This window comes from Streptomyces sp. NPDC046727 (genome assembly GCF_040645635.1).
Lineage (GTDB): Bacteria > Actinomycetota > Actinomycetes > Streptomycetales > Streptomycetaceae > Streptomyces.
This window is the reverse complement of the sequence record NZ_JBEYYR010000003.1, coordinates 203409-222663: the sequence shown is the minus strand read 5'-3', so window position 1 is coordinate 222663 and position 19255 is coordinate 203409. Positions and strand designations below refer to the sequence as shown.

Genomic DNA, 19255 nt, shown 5'->3' with positions numbered 1-19255 from the left:
GTTTGTGGGGGTCCAGGTCTCCGTACTGATGGTTCGACGGGCGCCGGAGGGGATGTGAGCCAGTCGGTCCGGGCGCCGTCCGGTTCACCGGGGTGAACGCGGGATTCCGCCGAAGGGGGCATCCGGTGGGCTCAGTGGATGATCCCGGTGCGCAGCGCCACGGCCACCATGCCGGCCCGGTCGCCGGTGCCCAGCTTGCGGGCGATGCGGGCGAGGTGGCTCTTCACGGTGAGGGCGGACAGGCCCATGGACACGCCGATCGCCTTGTTCGACTGGCCCTCCGCGACCAGTCGCAGCACCTCGACCTCGCGGCCGGACAGCTCCCGGTAGCCGCCCGGGTGGCTCGGGGCACCCGGGGGGCGGCGGTGCATACGGGCGGCGGCGCCGAGGGGAGCGGCGCCGGGTCGGGTGGGGAGCCCGATGTTGGTGCGGGTGCCGGTGACGACGTAACCCTTGACCCCGCCGGCCAGGGCGTTGCGGACCGCGCCGATGTCGTCGGCGGCGGAGAGCGCGAGTCCGTTGGGCCAGCCCGCGGCGCGGGTCTCGGACAGCAGGGTGAGGCCGGAGCCGTCGGGGAGGTGGACGTCGGCGACGCAGATGTCGCGCGGGTTGCCGATGCGGGGACGAGCCTCCGCGATGGACGAGGCTTCGATGACATCGCGCACGCCGAGCGCCCACAGATGGCGGGTGACGGTGGAGCGGACGCGCGGGTCGGCCACGACCACCATGGCGGTCGGCTTGTTCGGGCGGTAGGCGACCAGGCTTGCGGGTTGCTCAAGGAGAACGGACACCAGGCCTCCTGGGTGGGGGACGGGGCCGGCTTGTGGGGAGGAAGCCGGGACGAACCGTGCTTTCAAGGTCACAGTCGTCTTCGGCAGCAAACTCGTCCGCCTTTAGAGAATGATCACGATCTAGTGAGTAACAATCCGTGCAATTCGGACACGCGATCGATCATCCGAAGATCGAATCGGTTCGAGCGGGTGCGATTCGAGTACGGAAAGTGGCCGTATCGACAAAGAGATGGTCAATAGGGCGTTTCGCGGGTGACCGATCAGCGGGATTGTGGACCCCTGCGCTGCGGCAGGGTCACCACCGACGCGTCACCCGGGCCGGCCGGCGGCAGGCCCGCGACCTGGGCCAGCAGATCGCACCAGGCGGCCAGATGGGCAGCGGTGTCCGGCACCCCGCCGAGACCCTCGCGGGGCGTCCAGGACGCCCGGATCTCGATCTGCGAGGCGGCCGGCCGCTCGGCCAGCCCGCCGAAGTAGTGCGAGCCGGCGCGCGTGATCGTGCCGCTGGGCTCGCCGTAGCCCAGCCCGCGCGCCTGCAGCGCGCCGGTCAGCCACGACCAGCACACCTCGGGCAGCAGCGGATCGGCCGCCATCTCCGGCTCCAGCTCCGCGCGCACCAGCGTCACCAGCCGGAACGTGCCCCGCCAGGCCTCGTGCCCGGCCGGGTCGTGCAGCAGCACCAGCCGCCCGTCGGCCAGCTCCTGCTCGCCGTCGACCACCACCGCCTCCAGCGCGTACGCGTACGGGGCGAGCCGCTGCGGGGCGGGCGTCGGCTCCACCTCGACCTGCGGACGCAGCCGGCAGCTGCGCAGGGCGTCCACGGCGGTACGGAAAGCGGGCGGACCCGAAGCACCGGAGTGCCGGTCCGCCTCTTCGGTGTCCTTCACGTCGCCCGTTCCATCAGCGCTGTCCGACATTCGTCCGTGAGCCGCAGCCATGCGGGGAAGAGTAAGGGGAACCAGCCGGTTGTGCAGGGCAAGACACAGTAGGTAGCCGCGGGCAGTCGCGCCCGGCGCCGGGCAGGTCCCCGTCCGACGGCATGCGAAACTTGCCTCGTGACCGCCAACGAGAGCAAGCAGCCGACAGCCACGTACGACAGCGCCTTCCTGAAGGCGTGCAGGCGCGAACCGGTGCCGCACACCCCCGTGTGGTTCATGCGCCAGGCCGGCCGCTCGCTGCCCGAGTACCGCAAGGTGCGCGAGGGCGTCCCCATGCTGGAGTCCTGCATGCGGCCCGAGCTGGTCACCGAGATCACGCTCCAGCCGGTGCGCCGGCACGACGTGGACGCGGCGATCTACTTCAGCGACATCGTCGTCCCGCTCAAGGCCATCGGCATCGATCTCGACATCAAGCCCGGTGTCGGCCCGGTCGTCGAGCAGCCCGTCCGCACCCGCGCCGACCTGGCCCGGCTGCGCGACCTCACCCCCGAGGACGTGGCGTACGTCACCGAGTCCATCGGCCTGCTCGTCCGCGAGCTGGGCGCCACTCCGCTCATCGGATTTGCGGGCGCGCCTTTCACCCTCGCGAGCTACCTGGTCGAGGGCGGTCCGTCCCGCACGTACGAGAACGCCAAGGCGATGATGTACGGCGACCCCGAGCTGTGGGCCGATCTGCTGGACCGCCTCGCCGACATCACGGCCGCCTTCCTGAAGGTGCAGATCGAGGCCGGCGCGAGCGCCGTCCAGCTCTTCGACTCCTGGGCGGGCGCCCTGGCCCCGGCGGACTACCGGACGTCGGTCATGCCCGCCTCGGCGAAGGTCTTCGAGGCCGTCGCCGGGTACGGCGTCCCGCGCATCCACTTCGGCGTCGGCACCGGCGAGCTGCTGAAGCTCATGGGCGAGGCCGGCGCGGACGTCGTCGGCGTCGACTGGCGCGTCCCGCTGGACGAGGCCCAGCGCCGCGTCGGCCCCGGCAAGGCGCTCCAGGGCAACCTTGACCCGACGGTCCTGTTCACCGACAAGGACACTGTCGCGGCCAAGGCCCGCGAGGTGCTCGACGCGGCCGCCGGCCTGGAGGGGCACGTCTTCAACCTCGGCCACGGCGTCATGCCGAACACCGACCCGGACGCGCTGACCCGGCTCGTGGAGTACGTCCACACCGCCACCGCGCGCTGACTCACCACGTGTAGCGGGGCCGCGCCCGTCTGCCGAACAGCAGGCCGGGCGGCTCCGGCGGGGGCGGCGTGCCGGGTTTGAGGGGCCAGGCGAGCAGCATGCCCGCCACGAAGCCGACCACGTGCGCCGCGTACGCCACCGTGCCCGCGCCGGACACCCCGTGCCCGGACGAGTACACCGCCTGGAGCCCGAACCAGAAGCCCAGCACCAGCCAGGCGGGCAGCCTGAGCGGCAGGAAGACCAGGAACGGCACCAGGACCCACACCCGGGCCTTCGGCCACAGCACGATGTAGGCGCCGAGGACCCCGGCGATCGCCCCGGACGCGCCGATCAGCGGGTCGGCGGAGTCGGCGTTGAGCAGGGCGAAGCCGTAGCCGGCCGCGTAGCCGCAGACGACGTAGAAGAGGAAGTAGCGGATGTGGCCCATCCGGTCCTCGACGTTGTTGCCGAAGATCAGCAGGAAGAGCATGTTGCCCAGCAGGTGCAGCCAGCCGCCGTGCAGGAACATCGCCGTGAAGACGGACAGCGGCGGCGACTTGTCGTAGGCGGGCGGCCCCACGACGCAGCCCGGGCCGCTCGGGCCCACACCGACGCCGCCGGTCGGGACGACCCGGGGCAGCTGATGGTGGATCAGTTCCCTGGGGACGGCCGCGTAGTGGTCCATGAAGGCATGGAGGTGGCACAGCCGCACCAGTTCGCTGTCGCCGGCCACGGAGCCGGCTGTGCCCGGCATGGTGAGGAACACCAGCACGTTGGCGGCGATGAGCGCGTACGTCACCCAGGGCGTGCGGCGCACCGGGTTCACGTCATGGACGGGGATGACCACACAGAAGGTGTGCCCGGGATGCGGCGGGCGAATCGGTGAACGCCGCCGGACGTGGGTGCGTATCTCTTCTCAACCGACGTGAGGATCAGGCGATGACGAACGCTCCGCAGGTTTCGGCGATGCACGCTCTGCCCGACGGCGAGGCCGAGGTGTCCTTGGTGATACGGCTGCCCTGGGAGGACGTGGCGCGGCTCGGCCAGGAGGCCGGGCGGCTGGCCTCGCAGATGCAGCGGCCGGTGACGCTGGACGAGGCGGTGAGCTACCGGCTGCGGTCCACCCGCCCTTCGGCCACGCATGCCAAGCCCGCCGGCGAGCAGCCGACCGCTGTCTCGTCGGCGGTCACCTCGCTGCCGCGGATCAGCGGGACGGCCTAGGCGGCCCGCACCTTCGCCGCCGCCTTTCTCGCCGCCACCAGTACCGGGTCCCACACCGGTGAGAACGGCGGGGCGTAGCCCAGGTCCAGGGCTGTCATCTGTTCCACCGTCATCTGCGCGGTCAGCGCCACCGCCGCGATGTCGACCCGCTTCGCCGCGCCCTCCCGGCCGACGATCTGCACCCCCAGCAGCCGGCCCGTGCGGGTCTCGGCGAGCATCTTGACCGTCATGGGGGCGGCACCGGGGTAGTAGCCGGCGCGGCTGGTCGACTCGATGGTGACCGTCTCGAAGCGGAGGCCCACCCGGCGCGCGTCCTTCTCCCGCAGGCCGGTGCGGGCGATCTCCAGGTCGCAGACCTTGCTCACCGCCGTGCCGACGACACCGGGGAAGGTGGCGTAGCCGCCGCCGGCGTTGGTGCCGATGACCTGGCCGTGCTTGTTGGCGTGGGTGCCGAGCGGGACGTACTGCTCCTGCCCGGAGACCAGGTTCAGCACTTCCACGCAGTCGCCGCCCGCCCAGACGTTCTCGTGTCCGCGCACCCGCATCGCGAGGTCGGTGAGCAGACCGCCGTGGGCGCCGAGCGGGAGGCCGGCAGCGCGGGCGAGAGCGGTCTGGGGGCGGACGCCGATGCCGAGGATCACCAGGTCGGCGGGGTACTCGGCGTCCTCCGTGGCCACCGCCCGGACCCGGCCGTCCTCCCCGGTGAGAATCTTGGTGACCGCGGCGTCGTTCACCATGGTGATGCCGAGGCCCTCCATGGCCCGGTGCACCATCCGGCCCATGTCCGGGTCGAGCGTCGACATGGGCTCCTTGCCGCGGTTGACGACCGTCACCTCGAAGCCCCGGTTGATCAGCGCCTCGGCCATCTCCACGCCGATGTAGCCGGCGCCCACGACCACGGCCCTGCGGCCCCGCGTGCGTCCCAGCGTGTCCAGCAGGGCCTGGCCGTCGTCGAGGGTCTGGACGCCGTGCACGCCGGGGGCGTCCGCGCCGGGCAGGTCGGGGCGGACCGGGTGGGCGCCGGTGGCGATGACGAGCTTGTCGTACGGAGTCCAGGACTCGGCGCCGGAGTCGACGTCACGCGCGCGTACCCGCTGTCCGGCCAGGTCGATCTCCGTGACCTCGGTGCGCAGCCGCAGGTCGATCCCGCGCGCCCGGTGCTCGTCGGGCGTGCGGGCGATGAGCCGGTCCCGCTCGGGGACCTCGCCGCCCACCCAGTACGGGATCCCGCACGCCGAGAAGGAGGTGAAGTGGCCGCGCTCGAAGGCCACGATCTCCAGCTCCTCGGGGCCCTTCTGCCGCCGTGCCTGCGACGCCGCGGACATGCCCGCGGCGTCGCCGCCGATCACGACCAGCCGTTCCCTGCCGTTGTCGCCCCGCCCACCGCTCATGCTCATGCTCATGCGAACACGCTACGGGCCGCGGGCATTTCAGTCCCGGTTCTCGTCCCCGGCCTCCCCGGCCGCCTCGGCGGAGTCCGGCGCCGGGCGGGCCGACGGCAGCGGGCCGAGCGCGGTCGTCGCGGGCGCGGGCTCCGCGCGGCGCGGCAGCCGGGCGCGTACGACCCGCAGCCACAGCACCACCAGCAGCGCGGCGAGGGCCGCGAACGGCAGGGCGGCCCCGAGCGCGAGGGCGATCCAGCGCAGCAGGGAGACGAACGCGTGCCAGCCGCCGGCCAGCGCGTCCGTGAAGCCCGGCGCGTCGTCCGCCTCGCGCACCGGGGCCTGGGACAGCGACAGGGTGACGGTGGCCAGGCTCGTGCGGTCCTTCAGGGACTCCTGCCGGGCCAGCAGCGCCTCCAGGTCGGCCTGACGGGTGCTCAGCTCGCCCTCCAGCGCGACGACGTCGCTCAGCTTGGTCGCCTTGTCCATCAGCGCGCGGATCCGGTCCACGCTGGCCCGCTGCGACGTGATCCGGCTGTCCACGTCCACGACCTGGTCGGTGACGTCGGTCGCCCTGGCGGTGCGCTCGACCAGCCGGCCCGTGCCCTGGAGACCGGAGAGGACCTCGTCGTACTTCTCGGTGGGCACACGCAGCACGACCTTGGTGTGCTCGTGGCCGTCGGCGTCCCGGCTCGTGGTCTCGTTGCCGACGTAGCCGCCCGCGTCCTCGGCGGTCGTCCGGGCCTTGGCCAGAGCCTTGGGCACGTCCTTGACCTCGACGGTGAGGGACGCGGTGCGGATGATCGCGTTCTGGGTGAGCCGGGGCGTCCCGCGCGTGGCCTTCCCGTCGTCCGCCGCGCCGCCCGGGGCGCCGGCCCGCGCGGCGTCCTCTCCCGCGGCGGCCTTCGAGGAGCCGCCGCCCATGTCGTCCGCGCCGCTGCACCCGGCGAGCGCGAGGGAGGCGGCGAGCAGGACCCCGGCCAGGGCCCTGCGGCGAGGTGTGGTGTGTGGTGTGCGCATGGGCGATACCCCCCGGGGCTGTGGGCTGTGACGGTTCTTCGACGGCGGGGCGCGAGGGAACGTTTGACGGCGCCGGTCCCGATGCGGTCACGGTCCGGACTCGGCCCGGACACCCGGTCCCGGCGGGAGTGCCGGTGCCGGGGCGCGCGCCGCGCACGCGCCCGGCTGCCCGCTCACCGGGCACTTCAGGGGCACATCAGGGGAGAATCGGTGCAATGCGCAGAGAAGCGCTGAGACCGGTTTTTGCACGTCAACCGCCCCTTCGGCCGAAAGTGCAGGTCAGGAGATCGCGGCGTACAGATACCCTTGACAGGTGACCGACGCCCAAGACACCGCAGCAGACAGCTCCCTGCGCACCACCGGAGGCACCCCTCCGGACGACGCCGGATCTTCTGTGACGGGGGCGCCGACTCCTTTGCTCGAGCCCCGCGAGGGGATTCCGCCCGTGATCACGGACGAGGCGGCCCTCGCGCAGGTGATCGCCGCCTTCGCCGCCGGCTCCGGCCCGGTCGCCGTGGACGCCGAGCGCGCCTCCGGCTACCGCTACGGCCAGCGCGCCTACCTGGTGCAGCTGCGCCGTGAGGGCGCCGGGACCGCGCTGATCGACCCAGTCGCCTGCCCCGACCTGTCCGGCCTCGGCGAGGCCCTGTCCGGCGTCGAGTGGGTGCTGCACGCGGCCACCCAGGACCTGCCCTGCCTGCGCGAGATAGGCATGGTGCCGTCGCGGCTGTTCGACACCGAGCTGGCGGGGCGGCTCGCCGGCTTCCCCCGGGTCGGCCTCGGCGCCATGGTGGAGGGCGTCCTCGGCTACGTCCTGGAGAAGGGCCACTCCGCCGTGGACTGGTCGACCCGGCCGCTTCCCGAGCCCTGGCTGCGGTACGCCGCGCTCGACGTCGAGCTGCTCGTCGATCTGCGGGACGCCCTGGAGAAGGAGCTGGACCGGCAGGGCAAGCTGGAGTGGGCGCTCCAGGAGTTCGACGCGATCGCGGCCGCGCCGCCGGCCGAGCCGCGCAAGGACCCCTGGCGCCGCACGTCCGGGATGCACAAGGTGCGGCGGCGCCGGCAGCTCGCCGTCGTGCGGGAGCTGTGGCAGACGCGGGACCGGATCGCCCAGCGCCGGGACGTGTCGCCGGGCAAGGTGCTGAGTGACGTGGCCATCGTGGAGGCCGCGCTCGCCCTGCCGGGCAATGTGCACGCCCTCGCCGCGCTGAACGGGTTCGGACACCGGACGGGGCGGCGGCAGCTGGAGCAGTGGCAGGCCGCGGTGGACCGGGCCAAGGCTCTGCCGGACGCTGCCCTGCCGCAGCCGGGGCAGCCGGTGACCGGGCCTCCGCCGCCGCGGGCCTGGGCCGACAAGGACCCCGCCGCCGCGGCTCGGCTGTCCGCCGCGCGAGCGGGGGTGTCCTCTCTTGCCGAGCGGCTCAACATGCCTCAGGAGAATGTGATCTCTCCGGACACGGTGCGCAGGATCTGCTGGGAGCCGCCGAAGGTGGTGGACGCCGGGTCCGTGGAGCTTGCGCTCGCCGGGTACGGGGCGCGTGCGTGGCAGGTGGAGCTGGTCACGCCGGTGTTGGTGGATGCGCTGGTGACGAAGGGGGCCTAGACGCCGCTGGTCGCTCCTCGCGTGAAGCCGTTGTAGATGAACCGCTGGAGCGCGAGGAAGACGATCAAGGTCGGCAGGATCACCAGGACCGTGCCCGCCGAGATGATCTCCCAGTGGGCGCCGTAGGGGCCGCGGAAGCGGAACAGGGACGTCGAGATCACGCCAAGATCCTCGGAGGGCATGTAGAGGAAGGGGATGTAGAAGTCGTTGTAGACGGCTATCCCCTTCACGATCACCACCGTGGCGATCGCCGGCTTGAGCAGCGGCAGGATGATCCGGCGGTAGATCGTGAACGCGTTCGCCCCGTCCAGCCGGGCCGCCTCGTCCAGGGAGACCGGGATCGAGCGGATGAACTGCAGGAAGATGTAGATCGAGACGATGTCCGTGCCCATGGAGAGGACGATCGGCGCCCAGCGGGTGTCGAAGAGGCCGAGGCTCGTGACGATCTGGAAGGTGGCCACCTGGGTGGTCACCCCGGGGACCAGCGCGGCCAGCAGGAACAGGGCCACCACCAGCTTCTTGAGGCGGAAGGCGAACCGGTCGATGGCGTAGGCCGTCATCGAGCCGATGAGGACCGTGCCGCCGATGGCGGACACCACGATGAAGAGCGTGTTGCCGAACGCCCGGAGCATCCGGCCGTCCCGGAACGCGATCACGTAGTTGTGGAGGTTCAGCAGGTCGTCGGGCGGGGTCAGGGCTCCGCTGCCGTCCGTCATCTCCCGTGCCGACTTCAGGGAGGTGAGCAGGACGACGGCGAGCGGGAGCAGGACGACGAGCGTGGCGGCGATCAGGCTCGCGTAGCTGAGGGCACGGGCGGCGGTGCGGCGCGTCATACGAGGTCCACCCGGTCGTCGGGGACGAGCCGGCGCTGCAGCCAGGTCACCGCCAGGACGATCAGCAGGAGGACGACCGCGGCTGCCGAGGCGAGGCCGGTCTTGTTGTACCGGAAGGCCAGCTTCACCGTCTGGGTCACGAAGGTCTCGGTGCCGGTCGCGCCGCCCGTCATGATGTACGGCACCTCGAAGACCGAGAGAGAGCCCGAGACGGAGAGGATGACCGTGAGGGTGACGACCGGTCTGATGCCGGGGGCGATGATGTGGCGGAACTGCTGCCAGCGGCTCGCTCCGTCCAGCTCGGCCGCCTCGTACAGCTCGCCGGGGACGGACTGGATCGCGCCGAGGAAGAGGACGAAGTTCAGGCCCAGGTAGCGCCAGACGGAGACGCCGGCCAGGGAGGTGTTCGCCGAGAACGGGGTGCCGAGCCAGGCGTGGTCGGTGTGCACGCCGAACAGGCGCAGCACGGTGTCGAGGGTGCCGCCGTCCTGGAAGAAGTAGAGGAAGACGAAGCCGATCGCCACGCCGTTGATCAGGGACGGGAAGAACAGGACTCCCTTGAAGAAGTTCCGGAAGCGGGTCTTGAAGCTGAGGATCGTCGCGAAGTAGAGCGCGGCGACGATCTGTACGGCGGAGGCGGCCAGGTAGTAGCCGCTGACGAAGAAGACCTCGAAGAGGTCCTGCCGGGTGAAGATCTCCGTGTAGTTGCGGGCGCCGGTGTAGTGGAGTTCGGGGCTGACGCCGTCCCAGTCGGTGAAGCTGTACGCGACCATGTTCACGATCGGCGCGTAGGTGAAGGTGATCAGGAGGGCGAGGGGGGCCAGCAGGAACAGCCAGGGGGTGAGGGCTCGCGGGAAGTTCCTCATCAGGAGCCCGCCGTCTTCTCGGCCTCGGTCCACTTCTCGCCGAGATCGTTCAGGAATTCGTCGAGGCTGCCGTTGCGGGCACCGCGGGCGAGGTCGACCAGCTTCTGCCGGTAGTCAGGGGCGTAGATACCCACCTCTGACCGGGAATCGATGAGCTTGACCCTGGCGCCTGCGGTGTCGTCCAGCTCGATGAGCTTCACGCCCGCGTCCTCGTACGGCTTGAGGACGCTCGGCAGGGGTGCGTCCTTGAGCGGGGAGACGGCCAGGTTGTCCTTGTCGTAGCCGGAGTTGTCGGTGAACCAGTCGATCCAGGCGCGGGCGGCTTCCTTGTGCGGCGAGTGGATGTTGACGGCCTGGTTGTAGTCGGGGCCGACCACCGCGCAGAACGTGCCGCCGACCTGGGCCGGGAAGGGCATGAAGCCGATGTCGTCGGGGCTCTGGCCGGCCTTCTTCGCGGCGTCCCGGAACTGGATGACCGCCCAGGTGCCGAGCCACTGGGTGGCGGTCTTCCCCTGGGCCAACTTCCCTTTGGACGCCTCCCAGTTGGTGGTCGTCGGGTCCTTCTCGGCCAGGCCCTGGTGGACGATGTCGTAGAGGAGGGTGTCCCCGACGCGCAGGTCGGCGCCCGGCGCCCAGGGGTTGCCCTCGGCCAGTTTCGTGGTGGCCCCGGTGTCGCAGTGCACCGAGCCCCTGACGAACGTCCAGGAGGTCAGCGGCCACTGGGCGGCGAAGTTGGTGTAGTAGGGGACGGCGCCGGTCTTCTTCTTGATCGCCTTCAGGTCGGTGAGGAACTCGGCCGGGGTGGTGGGCCAGCGGGTGGTCCCGGCCCGCTTCCAGACGCGCTTGTTGTAGACGAAGCCGGGGGTGACCCCGATCGGGCTCTGGCCGTACACCTTGCCGTCGACGGTGGTGAAGTCGGTGAACCGGTACTTCTTCGCGCGCTCCGCCTGCGTGCCGAGCGAGGCGAAGAACCTCGGGTAGTCGCTCTTCTTGATGACCCCGGGGATCATCAGGACGTCACCGTAGTTCTCGGTGTTCATCCGGATCCTGACTTCGGACTCGTAGTCGGTGAGGGCCTGGAACTTCACCTTCACCTTGGGGTACGTCCGGTTGAACGCGGTCGCGTACCGGTCCATCGTGCCGTCCTGCACGAGGTCGGTGCGCTGGGTGAGGACGGTGATGGTCCCGCTGACCCGTGCCGGGTCGGTGGGTGCCACGGCGTCCTCGGCCTTCGTCGCGCCCCCGGTTCCGGTGCAGCCCGCGAGCAGCAGGGCGGCGGCTCCCACGGCCGTGGCGAGGGCGGTCGTACGGCGGTTCATGTGCATCAGCTCCGTTCGCGAAGTGACGGACGAGCACGTGCGGGGTTGGCTGGTTCGGCACTCTGACAGCGCTTTCTCAACCGGTAAAGTCCCAATCCCGCCAAGGAGGGCAAAGGCGCGTCCAGGACAGGCATCGACCGGTTTAGGGAGTGCGCATGCTGGAGGCCACACCGCTCACCGACGGCTGGACCCTGCGGCACGAGGGGGCGGATCTGCCGGCCCGGGTGCCGGGGTGCGTGCACACCGATCTGCTCGCGGCCGGGGTGATCCCGGACCCCTTCGTCGGCGCGAACGAGCGCGAGGTGGCGTGGGTCGGGCGGCGGGCGTGGACGTACGGGACACAGCTGCGGACCGCCTCCGGACACGAGTGGACCGACCTGGTCTTCGACGGTCTCGACACCGCCGCCGAGATCACCGTGGACGGCCGGCTCCTCGGCCGGGTGCGGAACATGCACCGCTCGTACCGCTTCCCCGTGACGGGGCTGGGCGGCCGGCTGGCCGTGCGGTTCGCGTCCGCCTACACCGAGGCGGAGGCGGTGCGGGACCGGCTGGGCGAGCGGCCCGCCGCCTACCCCGAGCCGTACCCGTACCTGCGCAAGATGGCCTGCTCGTTCGGCTGGGACTGGGGTCCCACGCTGGTGACGGCCGGGATCTGGCGGCCGGTGCGGCTCGAACACTGGTCCACGGCCCGGATCAGCCGGGTGCGCCCGCTCGTCACGGTGCACGGCGGCGACGGCGTCGTGGAGCTGCGTGTCGAGGTGGAGCGCACCCGGGTGGAGGCGCGGCTCGCCGTCGAGGCCCGGGTGGGCGGCCGGGTGGTGCGCGCCGGGCTGGAGGGGGCCGGCGGGGCGGTCCGGCTGCGGGTGCCGGACGTGCGGCGGTGGTGGCCGCGCGGCTACGGCGAGCAGCCGCTGTACGAGGTCGAGCTGACGTTGCTGCACGAGGACGTGCCGCTGGACGTGTGGCGGCGCCGGGTCGGCTTCCGGACCGTGGAGCTGGACCGGCGGCCGGACGCGCACGGCACCGGGTTCACCCTGGCCGTCAACGGCGAGCGGCTGTTCGCGCGGGGCGTCAACTGGATCCCGGACGACGTGTTCCCCTCCCGGATCAGCCGCGAGCGGTACCGGCGGCGCCTCGGGCAGGCCGCCGAGGCGGGCGTGGACCTCGTCCGCGTGTGGGGCGGCGGGATCTACGAGAGCGAGGACTTCTACGACGCCTGCGACGAGCTGGGCCTGCTGGTCTGGCAGGACTTCCCGTTCGCCTGCGCCGCCTACCCGGAGGAGCAGCCGCTGCGCGGCGAGGTGGAGGCCGAGGCCCGGGAGAACGTCGTACGGCTGATGCCGCACCCCTCGCTGGTGCTGTGGAACGGCAACAACGAGAACCTGTGGGGGTTCCGGGACTGGGACTGGGAGCGGCGGCTGGCCGGGGCGTCCTGGGGCGAGGGGTACTACCTGGGCCTGCTGCCGCGCGTGGTGGCCGAGATGGACCCCACCCGGCCGTACACGGCGGGCAGCCCGTGGTCCGGTTCCTGGGACCGCCACCCCAACGACCCGGCGCACGGCACCCACCACTCGTGGGAGGTGTGGAACCGCGAGGACTACACGGCCTACCGGCACAGCGTGCCGCGTTTCGTGGCCGAGTTCGGCTGGCAGGCGCCGCCCGCCCACGCCACCCTGCGGCGCGCGCTGCCCGGGGAGGATCTGGCACCGGACTCCCCCGGCATGCTGCACCACCAGAAGGCGGACGACGGCAACGGCAAGCTGGAGCGCGGACTCGCCCGCCACTTCCTCACGCCCGTACGGGACTTCGACCGCTGGCACTACGTGACCCAGGTCAACCAGGCGCGGGCGGTGGCCGCCGGGATCGAGCACTGGCGGTCGCACTGGCCGGTGTGCGCGGGCACGGTCGTCTGGCAGCTCAACGACTGCTGGCCGGTGACCTCGTGGGCGGCGATCGACGGCGACGGCCGCGAGAAGCCGCTGTACCACGAGCTGAAACGGCTGTACGCCGACCGGCTGCTCACCCTCCAGGTACGGGACGGCGGGCTGGTGCTGGCCGCTGTCAACCAGTCCGCCGAGGCGTGGCCGGGCTCGCCGGCCCTGCGCCGGATGACCGTCGACGGCACGGTGCTCGGCGAGGCGACCGTGGAACTGGCCGCCGGGGCACGGGCGGTCGCCTCGATCGCCGTGCCGCGCGAACTCCGCCCCGACGGTCCGAAGGAGTTCCTGGTGGCCGACGCGGGAGGGCTGCGCGCCCTGCACTTCCCGGCGCCGGACCGGGACATCCCGTACGTCCGGCCGGAGTTCGACGTGGAGGTGGCTCCGGGCGCGGTGACGGTGACGGCCCGTACGCTGGTGCGTGACCTGCTGCTCCAGGCCGACCGGCTGGACCCGGCCGCGCGGGCCGACCGGGGGCTGGTCACGCTGCTGCCCGGGGAGCGGGTCACGATCGGCGTGCACGGCTGGCGGACTCCCGATCCGTCCACCGCACGTTCCGCGCTGTACTGCATGGAGCCCGTCTGATGTCCCAGGCCCCGGTGCCCCGCGTCACCATCAAGGACGTCGCCGCCCGCGCCGGCGTGTCCAAGGGAGCCGTGTCCCTGGCCTTCAACCGCAAGCCGGGACTGTCGCAGGCCACCCGCGACCGGATCTTCGCGGCGGCCCGGGAACTGGGCTGGGCGCCGAGCCACACCGCGCGCTCGCTGGCCGGGGCCCGGGTGGACGTGATGGGCCTGGCGATCTGCCGGCCGGCCCGGATGCTGGGCCTGGAGCCGTTCTACATGGAGTTCGTCTCGGGCGTGGAGAGCGTGCTGAGCGAGCACTCCTGCTCGCTGCTGCTCCGGCTGGTGCGCAGCCCGGAGGAGGAGGCCGGGCTGCTGGAGACGTGGTGGAAGGGCCGGCAGATCGGCGGCTCGATCCTGGTCGACCTGCGCGCGGACGATCCCCGGGTGCCGGTCGCCCGGCGGCTCGGGCTGCCGGTGGTCGCCGTCGGCCATCCCTCGCTGACCGGCGGGCTCACCTCCGTGTGGACCGACGACACCACCGCCGTCACCGAGGCCGTGCGCTATCTCGCCGCGCTCGGGCACCGGCGCATCGCCCGGGTCGGCGGGGCGGCGGCCCTGGGGCACACGGGCATCCGGGCGGCGGCGTTCGACGAGGCCGGGCGGGCGCTGGGGCTGGCCGGGACATGGCAGGTGGCGACCGACTTCTCGGGCGAGTCGGGGGCGCGGGCGACGCGCTCGCTGCTCACGGCGGCGGCGCGGGACCGGCCCACCGCGATCGTCTACGACAACGACATCATGGCGGTGGCCGGGCTGTCGGTGGCGGCCGAGATGGGGCTGCGGGTGCCGGCCGATGTGTCGCTGCTGGCCTGGGACGACTCGCAGCTGTGCCGGCTGACGCATCCGACGCTGTCGGCGATGAGCCATGACGTGCACGGCTTCGGGGCCGAGGTGGCGCGGACGCTGTTCGGGGTGATCACGGGGGAAGGTCCGGGGTCGCGCCCGGTGCCGACGCCGGCACTGACACCGAGGGGCTCGACTGCGCCGCCGGTGTGACGTTCACCGCTCCAGCCGAGGGGACTGGGCAGTCACGTTACTCATAAGTAGCATGGGTCCTGAGCGCGCGCTCAGCGCATCGCAGCAGTGCCATCCCGCACCTGGAGGAGAGCCATCGTGCCTCGTACCGTCAGGGACGTCGTCTTCGTCGACGGCGTCCGCACCCCGTTCGGCAAGGCGGGCCCGAAGGGCATCTACCACGAGACCCGCGCCGACGACCTTGTCGTGAAGGCGATCCGGGAGCTGCTGCGCCGCAACCCCGGCCTGGACCCGAAGAAGATCGACGAGGTCGCCATCGCCGCGACCACGCAGATCGGTGACCAGGGTCTGACCCTGGGCCGTACCGCCGGCATCCTCGCGGGCCTGCCGCAGTCCGTCCCGGGCTACTCGATCGACCGCATGTGCGCCGGCGCCCTGACCGCCGTGACGACCACCGCCGGTTCGATCGCGTTCGGTGCCTACGACGCCGTCATCGCCGGTGGCGTGGAGCACATGGGCCGCCACCCGATGGGCGAGGGCGTGGACCCGAACCCGCGCTTCGTGAGCGAGAAGCTGGTCGACGAGTCCGCCCTGTTCATGGGCATGACCGCGGAGAACCTGCACGACCGCTACCCGCACATCACCAAGCTGCGCGCCGACGAGTACGCGGTGCGCTCGCAGGAGAAGGCCGCCAAGGCGTACGCCAACGGCAAGATCCAGCAGGACCTGGTGCCGATCTCGGTGCGCCGCACCAACCCCGAGGCCGGCGAGACCGGCTGGGGCCTGGTCACGGCCGACGAGCCGATGCGCCCGGGCACGACCCTGGAGAACCTCGCGGGTCTGAAGACGCCGTTCCGCGTCCACGGCCGGGTCACCGCCGGTAACGCGGCCGGTCTGAACGACGGCGCCACCGCGTCGATCATCGCGAGCGAGGACTTCGCCCGCGAGAACAACCTGCCGGTCAAGATGCGCCTCGTCTCGTACGCCTTCGCGGGCGTCGAGCCGGAGGTCATGGGCTACGGCCCGATCCCGGCCACGGAGAAGGCCCTCGCCAAGGCGGGCCTGTCCATCTCCGACATCGGCCTGTTCGAGATCAACGAGGCCTTCGCCGTCCAGGTCCTGGCCTTCCTCGACCACTACGGCATCGCCGACGACGACGCGCGCGTCAACCAGTACGGCGGCGCCATCGCCTTCGGCCACCCGCTGGCCTCCTCCGGCGTCCGCCTGATGACGCAGCTGGCCCGCCAGTTCGAGGAGCAGCCGAACGTCCGCTACGGCCTGACCACCATGTGCGTCGGCTTCGGCATGGGCGCGACGGTCATCTGGGAGAACCCGCACTTCGAGGGGGACAAGTGAGCACCACCGCTGAGCTTCTGAAGGGTGCGGCCGAGCTGTTCCCCGACGAGGTCGTGACGTCCGCGCACGTACGCCACCTCGACCTGCCGTTCGGCGCCGGGCGCTTCGCGCTCATCACGCTGGACAACGGCCTGGACCACACCAAGCCGACCACCTTCGGCCCGGCCTCGCTGGCGAACCTCAACACCGCCATCGACCAGGTCGAGAAGGAGGCGGCCGAGGGCACGATCGTCGGCGTCGGCCTCACCGGCAAGCCGTTCATCTTCGCGGTCGGCGCCGACCTCAAGGGCGTCGAGCTGCTGAAGAAGCACGAGGACGCGCTGGCCATCGGCAAGGGCGGCCACGAGGTCTTCAAGCGCCTCGCGGGTCTCGCGGTCCCGACCTTCGCGTACTACAACGGCGCGGCGATGGGCGGCGGCGTCGAGGTCGGCCTGCACTGCTCCTACCGGACCGTCTCCAAGGCGATCCCGGCGTTCTCGCTGCCCGAGGTCTTCCTCGGCCTGGTCCCCGGCTGGGGCGGCTGCGCCCTGCTGCCGAACCTGATCGGTGCCGACAAGGCCGTCTCGGTCATCATCGAGAACTCGCTGAACCAGAACAAGCAGCTCAAGGGCCAGCAGGTCTTCGACCTGGGCATCGCGGACGCGATCTTCGAGGGCGCGGACTTCCTGGAGCAGTCGCTGATCTGGACCGCGAACGTCCTCAAGGGCGACATCGAGGTCGAGCGTCCGGTGATCGACCGCGGCGAGGCCTGGGACCAGGCCGTCGCCAGGGGCCGCTTCATCGCCGACGGCAAGGTGCACGGCGCCGCTCCGGCCGCCTACCGCGCGCTGGACATCATCGCCGCCGCCAAGAACGGCGACCTCCAGCAGGGTTACGACGCCGAGGACCAGGCGCTCGCCGACCTGATCATGGGCGGCGAACTGCGCTCCGGCATCTACGCGTTCAACCTGGTGCAGAAGCGCGGCAAGCGTCCCGCGGGCGCCCCGGACAAGAACCTGGCCCGCCCGGTCACCAAGGTAGGTGTCGTCGGCGCCGGTCTGATGGCCTCGCAGCTCGCCCTGCTCTTCCTGCGCCGTCTGGAGGTGCCGGTCGTGCTGACCGACATCGACCAGGAGCGCGTCGACAAGGGTGTGGGCTACGTCCACGCCGAGATCGAGAAGCTGCTCGGCAAGGGCCGGATCAACCAGGACAAGGCCAACCGCCTCAAGGCCCTGGTGACCGGTGTCCTGGACAAGGCCGAGGGCTTCTCCGACGCGGACTTCATCATCGAGGCCGTGTTCGAGGAGATCGGCGTCAAGCAGACGGTGTTCGCGGAGGTCGAGGCGGTCGCCCCGGCGCACGCGATCCTCGCCACCAACACCTCCTCGCTGTCGGTCTCCGAGATGGCGTCGAAGCTGAAGCACCCCGAGCGGGTCGTCGGCTTCCACTTCTTCAACCCGGTCGCGGTCCTCCCGCTGCTTGAGATCGTCCGCGGCGAGAAGACCGACGACGCCTCGCTGGCCACGGCCTTCGCCGTCGCCAAGAAGCTGAAGAAGACCGCGGTCCTGGTCAAGGACGCCCCGGCGTTCGTCGTGAACCGCATCCTGACCCGCTTCATGGGCGAGATCCAGAACGTCATCGACGAGGGCACCCCGGTCGAGGTCGCCGAGAAGGCCGTCGAGCCCCTCGGTCTGCCGATGTCCCCGCTGGTGCTGCTGGAGCTGGTCGGTCCCGCGATCGGTCTGCACGTCTCCGAGACGCTGCACGGCGCCTTCCCAGACCGGTTCACGGTCTCCCCGAACCTCGCGGCCGTCGTCAAGGCGGGCAAGCGCGGCTTCTACGTCTACGACAGCGGCAAGCCGGAGCTGGACCCGGAGGTCGCCGCGCTGCTCAAGCAGGGCGACAGCGTCCTGACCGAGGAGCAGGTCCGCGAGCGCGTCCTCGACGCGGTGGCGCAGGAGATCGGGCTCATGCTCGACGAGGGCGTCGTCGCCGAGGCCCAGGACATCGACCTGTGCCTGATCACGGGCGCCGGCTGGCCCTTCCACCTGGGCGGCATCACGCCGTACCTGGACCGTGAGGGTGTCTCGGAGCGCGTGAACGGCAAGAAGTTCCTGGCTCCGGGCGTGGCGAGCGTCCCGGCGTAACACCGGTGAGCGTCCGGAGGGCCCCCGCGGCGGCGGGGGCCCTTCCGCATGCCCGGACCCGGTCGGACCCGCTCAGACCTGCCGCCACGCCTCCAGCGCCAGCCCCGGCTCGTCCTTCCGCCGGGTCAGCAGGAGTTGCCCGGTCGACGGGGACAGCGTCGCCGCCACCACCCGGCCCTCCTCGTCCGTCGCGAGGCCCACCAGCGCGTCCAGCGGCAGTTCGGGGCCCGACTCGGTCCACCAGGCGCCCGCCGACTCCAGCTCGGTCGGGTACGCGGCGAAGGCGACCCGGCGGTTCTCCGAACGCTGGACCAGCAGCGTGCAGTCGTGGCCGTCCAGGTCGCAGCGGACCGCCGACACCGGGCCCGGTCCCGCCGCCGGCAGCACGGTGACCGGCTCGCCGCCCGGGCGCCAGGCGCACAGCCCGCCGGAGGTGTCGGTGTAGAAGACGGTCGTACTCTCCGGGGAGGTCGCCAGGGCCCGCAGGGTGCCCGGGCGGACCGGGGCCTGCAGCGCCTCCTGCAGCACGGGCTGGGCGCCCGGCTTCTCCTGCCGCCAGTACAGCAGGCCCTGCGGGACCGCCGCGTACAGCTCGACCCTGCCGGACTCCCCGGTGACGGCGGCCAGTCCGTCCCGGACCTCACGGCCCTTCAGGTCCCGCCAGGGGTCCCAGCCGCCCTTCTCCTTCTGCGCGAGCATGCTCACCCCGCCGCCCTTGTTCGGGACGAAGACATGGGCACGGCCCTGCGCGTCGACCGCGACGGCGGGGGTGCCGGTCCGCTGCCCCGTCCGGTTCGGGTGGCCGATCGGGTTCCAGTCCAGGGCCGCCAGGTGCGGGCGGAAGTGCGTGGAGTGCACCAGCCCGGACTCGCCCTTGTGGGTGGGCCGCCAGGAGACCAGGTGGGCATAGCCGTCGGCGCCCTGGCCCGCCGCCAGGACGGAGTGCAGTTTCTGCTCGCCGCCCACCGTGCGGGGGGCGGTCCAGGGGCCGCCCGGGCCGCGCTCCGCACGGCACAGGACGGCGTCGCCCGACAGCTGGTAGACACTGAGCCGGCCGTCTCGGCCGCGAAGGAGCCAGTCGCCGTTCACCGGTTCACTTTACGTCGCCCG

At 71.8% G+C, this 19255-nt stretch carries 16 protein-coding genes; 7 read left to right on the top strand and 9 right to left on the bottom strand.

The window, feature by feature from the left end; genetic code table 11:
* Positions 1-131 precede the first annotated feature (131 nt).
* Both ABZ937_RS05025 and ABZ937_RS05020 read right to left on the bottom strand, forming a co-directional pair.
* Positions 132-791, bottom strand: a complete 660-nt coding sequence (locus ABZ937_RS05025) for a response regulator transcription factor (RefSeq protein ID WP_030777669.1) — start codon at positions 789-791, stop codon at positions 132-134.
* Positions 792-1051: 260 nt separating this feature from the next.
* Positions 1052-1729, bottom strand: coding sequence for a DUF3000 domain-containing protein (locus ABZ937_RS05020; protein WP_361685768.1), 678 nt, complete (start codon positions 1727-1729; stop codon positions 1052-1054).
* A 117-nt stretch (positions 1730-1846) separates the two neighbouring features.
* Between ABZ937_RS05020 and hemE the strand changes: the two genes are divergently transcribed.
* Positions 1847-2905, top strand: coding sequence for a uroporphyrinogen decarboxylase (gene hemE, locus ABZ937_RS05015; protein WP_361685766.1), 1059 nt, complete (start codon positions 1847-1849; stop codon positions 2903-2905).
* A gap of 1 nt (position 2906) precedes the next feature.
* Here hemE and ABZ937_RS05010 read toward each other — a convergent pair whose 3' ends face one another.
* Complete coding sequence (locus tag ABZ937_RS05010; protein ID WP_361685764.1) at positions 2907-3731, bottom strand: rhomboid family intramembrane serine protease; 825 nt, start codon at positions 3729-3731, stop codon at positions 2907-2909.
* Positions 3732-3823: 92 nt separating this feature from the next.
* On the opposite strand from ABZ937_RS05010, the gene ABZ937_RS05005 reads away from it, so the two are divergent.
* Entirely contained in the window at positions 3824-4105 is a 282-nt protein-coding gene (locus ABZ937_RS05005; protein WP_361685762.1) for a hypothetical protein, read from the top strand.
* Here ABZ937_RS05005 and ABZ937_RS05000 read toward each other — a convergent pair.
* On the bottom strand, positions 4102-5502 hold the full coding sequence (locus ABZ937_RS05000; RefSeq protein WP_361686116.1) for an FAD-dependent oxidoreductase: 1401 nt from the start codon (positions 5500-5502) through the stop codon (positions 4102-4104). The two genes, ABZ937_RS05005 and ABZ937_RS05000, sit on opposite strands and share 4 nt — an antisense overlap.
* Positions 5503-5535: 33 nt before the next feature.
* Positions 5536-6507, bottom strand: a complete 972-nt coding sequence (locus ABZ937_RS04995; protein ID WP_361685760.1) for a DUF4349 domain-containing protein — start codon at positions 6505-6507, stop codon at positions 5536-5538.
* 313 nt (positions 6508-6820) lie between these two features.
* Here ABZ937_RS04995 and ABZ937_RS04990 point away from each other — a divergent pair, with 313 nt between their 5' ends.
* Positions 6821-8110 carry a ribonuclease D gene (locus tag ABZ937_RS04990; protein WP_361685758.1) on the top strand — a complete coding sequence of 430 codons (1290 nt, stop codon included), beginning with the start codon at positions 6821-6823 and terminating at the stop codon, positions 8108-8110.
* On the opposite strand, the gene ABZ937_RS04985 is transcribed toward ABZ937_RS04990, so the two are convergent.
* Genes ABZ937_RS04985 through ABZ937_RS04975 form a run of 3 tightly spaced genes read right to left on the bottom strand, consistent with a single transcriptional unit; the run spans position 8107 to position 11128 of the window.
* Positions 8107-8943, bottom strand: a complete 837-nt coding sequence (locus ABZ937_RS04985) for a carbohydrate ABC transporter permease (RefSeq protein WP_361685756.1) — start codon at positions 8941-8943, stop codon at positions 8107-8109. The two genes, ABZ937_RS04990 and ABZ937_RS04985, sit on opposite strands and share 4 nt — an antisense overlap.
* The gene (locus ABZ937_RS04980; RefSeq protein WP_361685754.1) at positions 8940-9809 is read right to left on the bottom strand and encodes a sugar ABC transporter permease; all 870 of its coding nucleotides are present in this window, start codon (positions 9807-9809) and stop codon (positions 8940-8942) included. The genes ABZ937_RS04985 and ABZ937_RS04980 overlap by 4 nt, the downstream gene beginning before the upstream one ends.
* Positions 9809-11128, bottom strand: a complete 1320-nt coding sequence (locus ABZ937_RS04975; protein ID WP_361685752.1) for an ABC transporter substrate-binding protein — start codon at positions 11126-11128, stop codon at positions 9809-9811. The genes ABZ937_RS04980 and ABZ937_RS04975 overlap by 1 nt, the downstream gene beginning before the upstream one ends.
* Positions 11129-11283: 155 nt before the next feature.
* On the opposite strand from ABZ937_RS04975, the gene ABZ937_RS04970 reads away from it, so the two are divergent.
* From ABZ937_RS04970 to ABZ937_RS04955, 4 genes are all read left to right on the top strand, one after another.
* Complete coding sequence (locus ABZ937_RS04970) at positions 11284-13650, top strand: glycoside hydrolase family 2 protein (protein ID WP_361685750.1); 2367 nt, start codon at positions 11284-11286, stop codon at positions 13648-13650.
* Positions 13650-14684 (top strand): LacI family DNA-binding transcriptional regulator, encoded by a 1035-nt coding sequence (locus tag ABZ937_RS04965; RefSeq protein ID WP_361685748.1) that lies wholly within the window; start codon positions 13650-13652, stop codon positions 14682-14684. The genes ABZ937_RS04970 and ABZ937_RS04965 overlap by 1 nt, the downstream gene beginning before the upstream one ends.
* A 117-nt stretch (positions 14685-14801) precedes the next feature.
* Entirely contained in the window at positions 14802-16019 is a 1218-nt protein-coding gene (locus tag ABZ937_RS04960) for an acetyl-CoA C-acyltransferase (RefSeq protein ID WP_361685746.1), read from the top strand.
* The gene (locus ABZ937_RS04955) at positions 16016-18145 is read left to right on the top strand and encodes a 3-hydroxyacyl-CoA dehydrogenase NAD-binding domain-containing protein (RefSeq protein ID WP_361685744.1); all 2130 of its coding nucleotides are present in this window, start codon (positions 16016-16018) and stop codon (positions 18143-18145) included. The genes ABZ937_RS04960 and ABZ937_RS04955 overlap by 4 nt, the downstream gene beginning before the upstream one ends.
* Positions 18146-18217: 72 nt before the next feature.
* Here ABZ937_RS04955 and ABZ937_RS04950 read toward each other — a convergent pair whose 3' ends face one another.
* Positions 18218-19234: a hypothetical protein gene (locus tag ABZ937_RS04950; protein ID WP_361685742.1), complete on the bottom strand. Its 1017-nt coding sequence runs from the start codon at positions 19232-19234 to the stop codon at positions 18218-18220.
* Positions 19235-19255 lie beyond the last annotated feature (21 nt).

What these genes read in the sequence shown, in the direction of transcription:
- ABZ937_RS04995 (WP_361685760.1), bottom strand. Translation starts at nt 6,507, where the DNA reads ATGCGCACACCACACACCACACCTCGCCGCAGGGCCCTGGCCGGGGTC.
- ABZ937_RS04980 (WP_361685754.1), bottom strand. Translation starts at nt 9,809, where the DNA reads ATGAGGAACTTCCCGCGAGCCCTCACCCCCTGGCTGTTCCTGCTGGCC.
- ABZ937_RS04975 (WP_361685752.1), bottom strand. Translation starts at nt 11,128, where the DNA reads ATGAACCGCCGTACGACCGCCCTCGCCACGGCCGTGGGAGCCGCCGCC.
- ABZ937_RS05020 (WP_361685768.1), bottom strand. Translation starts at nt 1,729, where the DNA reads ATGGCTGCGGCTCACGGACGAATGTCGGACAGCGCTGATGGAACGGGC.
- ABZ937_RS04965 (WP_361685748.1), top strand. Translation starts at nt 13,650, where the DNA reads ATGTCCCAGGCCCCGGTGCCCCGCGTCACCATCAAGGACGTCGCCGCC.
- ABZ937_RS04985 (WP_361685756.1), bottom strand. Translation starts at nt 8,943, where the DNA reads ATGACGCGCCGCACCGCCGCCCGTGCCCTCAGCTACGCGAGCCTGATC.
- ABZ937_RS04970 (WP_361685750.1), top strand. Translation starts at nt 11,284, where the DNA reads ATGCTGGAGGCCACACCGCTCACCGACGGCTGGACCCTGCGGCACGAG.
- ABZ937_RS05000 (WP_361686116.1), bottom strand. Translation starts at nt 5,502, where the DNA reads ATGAGCATGAGCGGTGGGCGGGGCGACAACGGCAGGGAACGGCTGGTC.
- ABZ937_RS05005 (WP_361685762.1), top strand. Translation starts at nt 3,824, where the DNA reads ATGACGAACGCTCCGCAGGTTTCGGCGATGCACGCTCTGCCCGACGGC.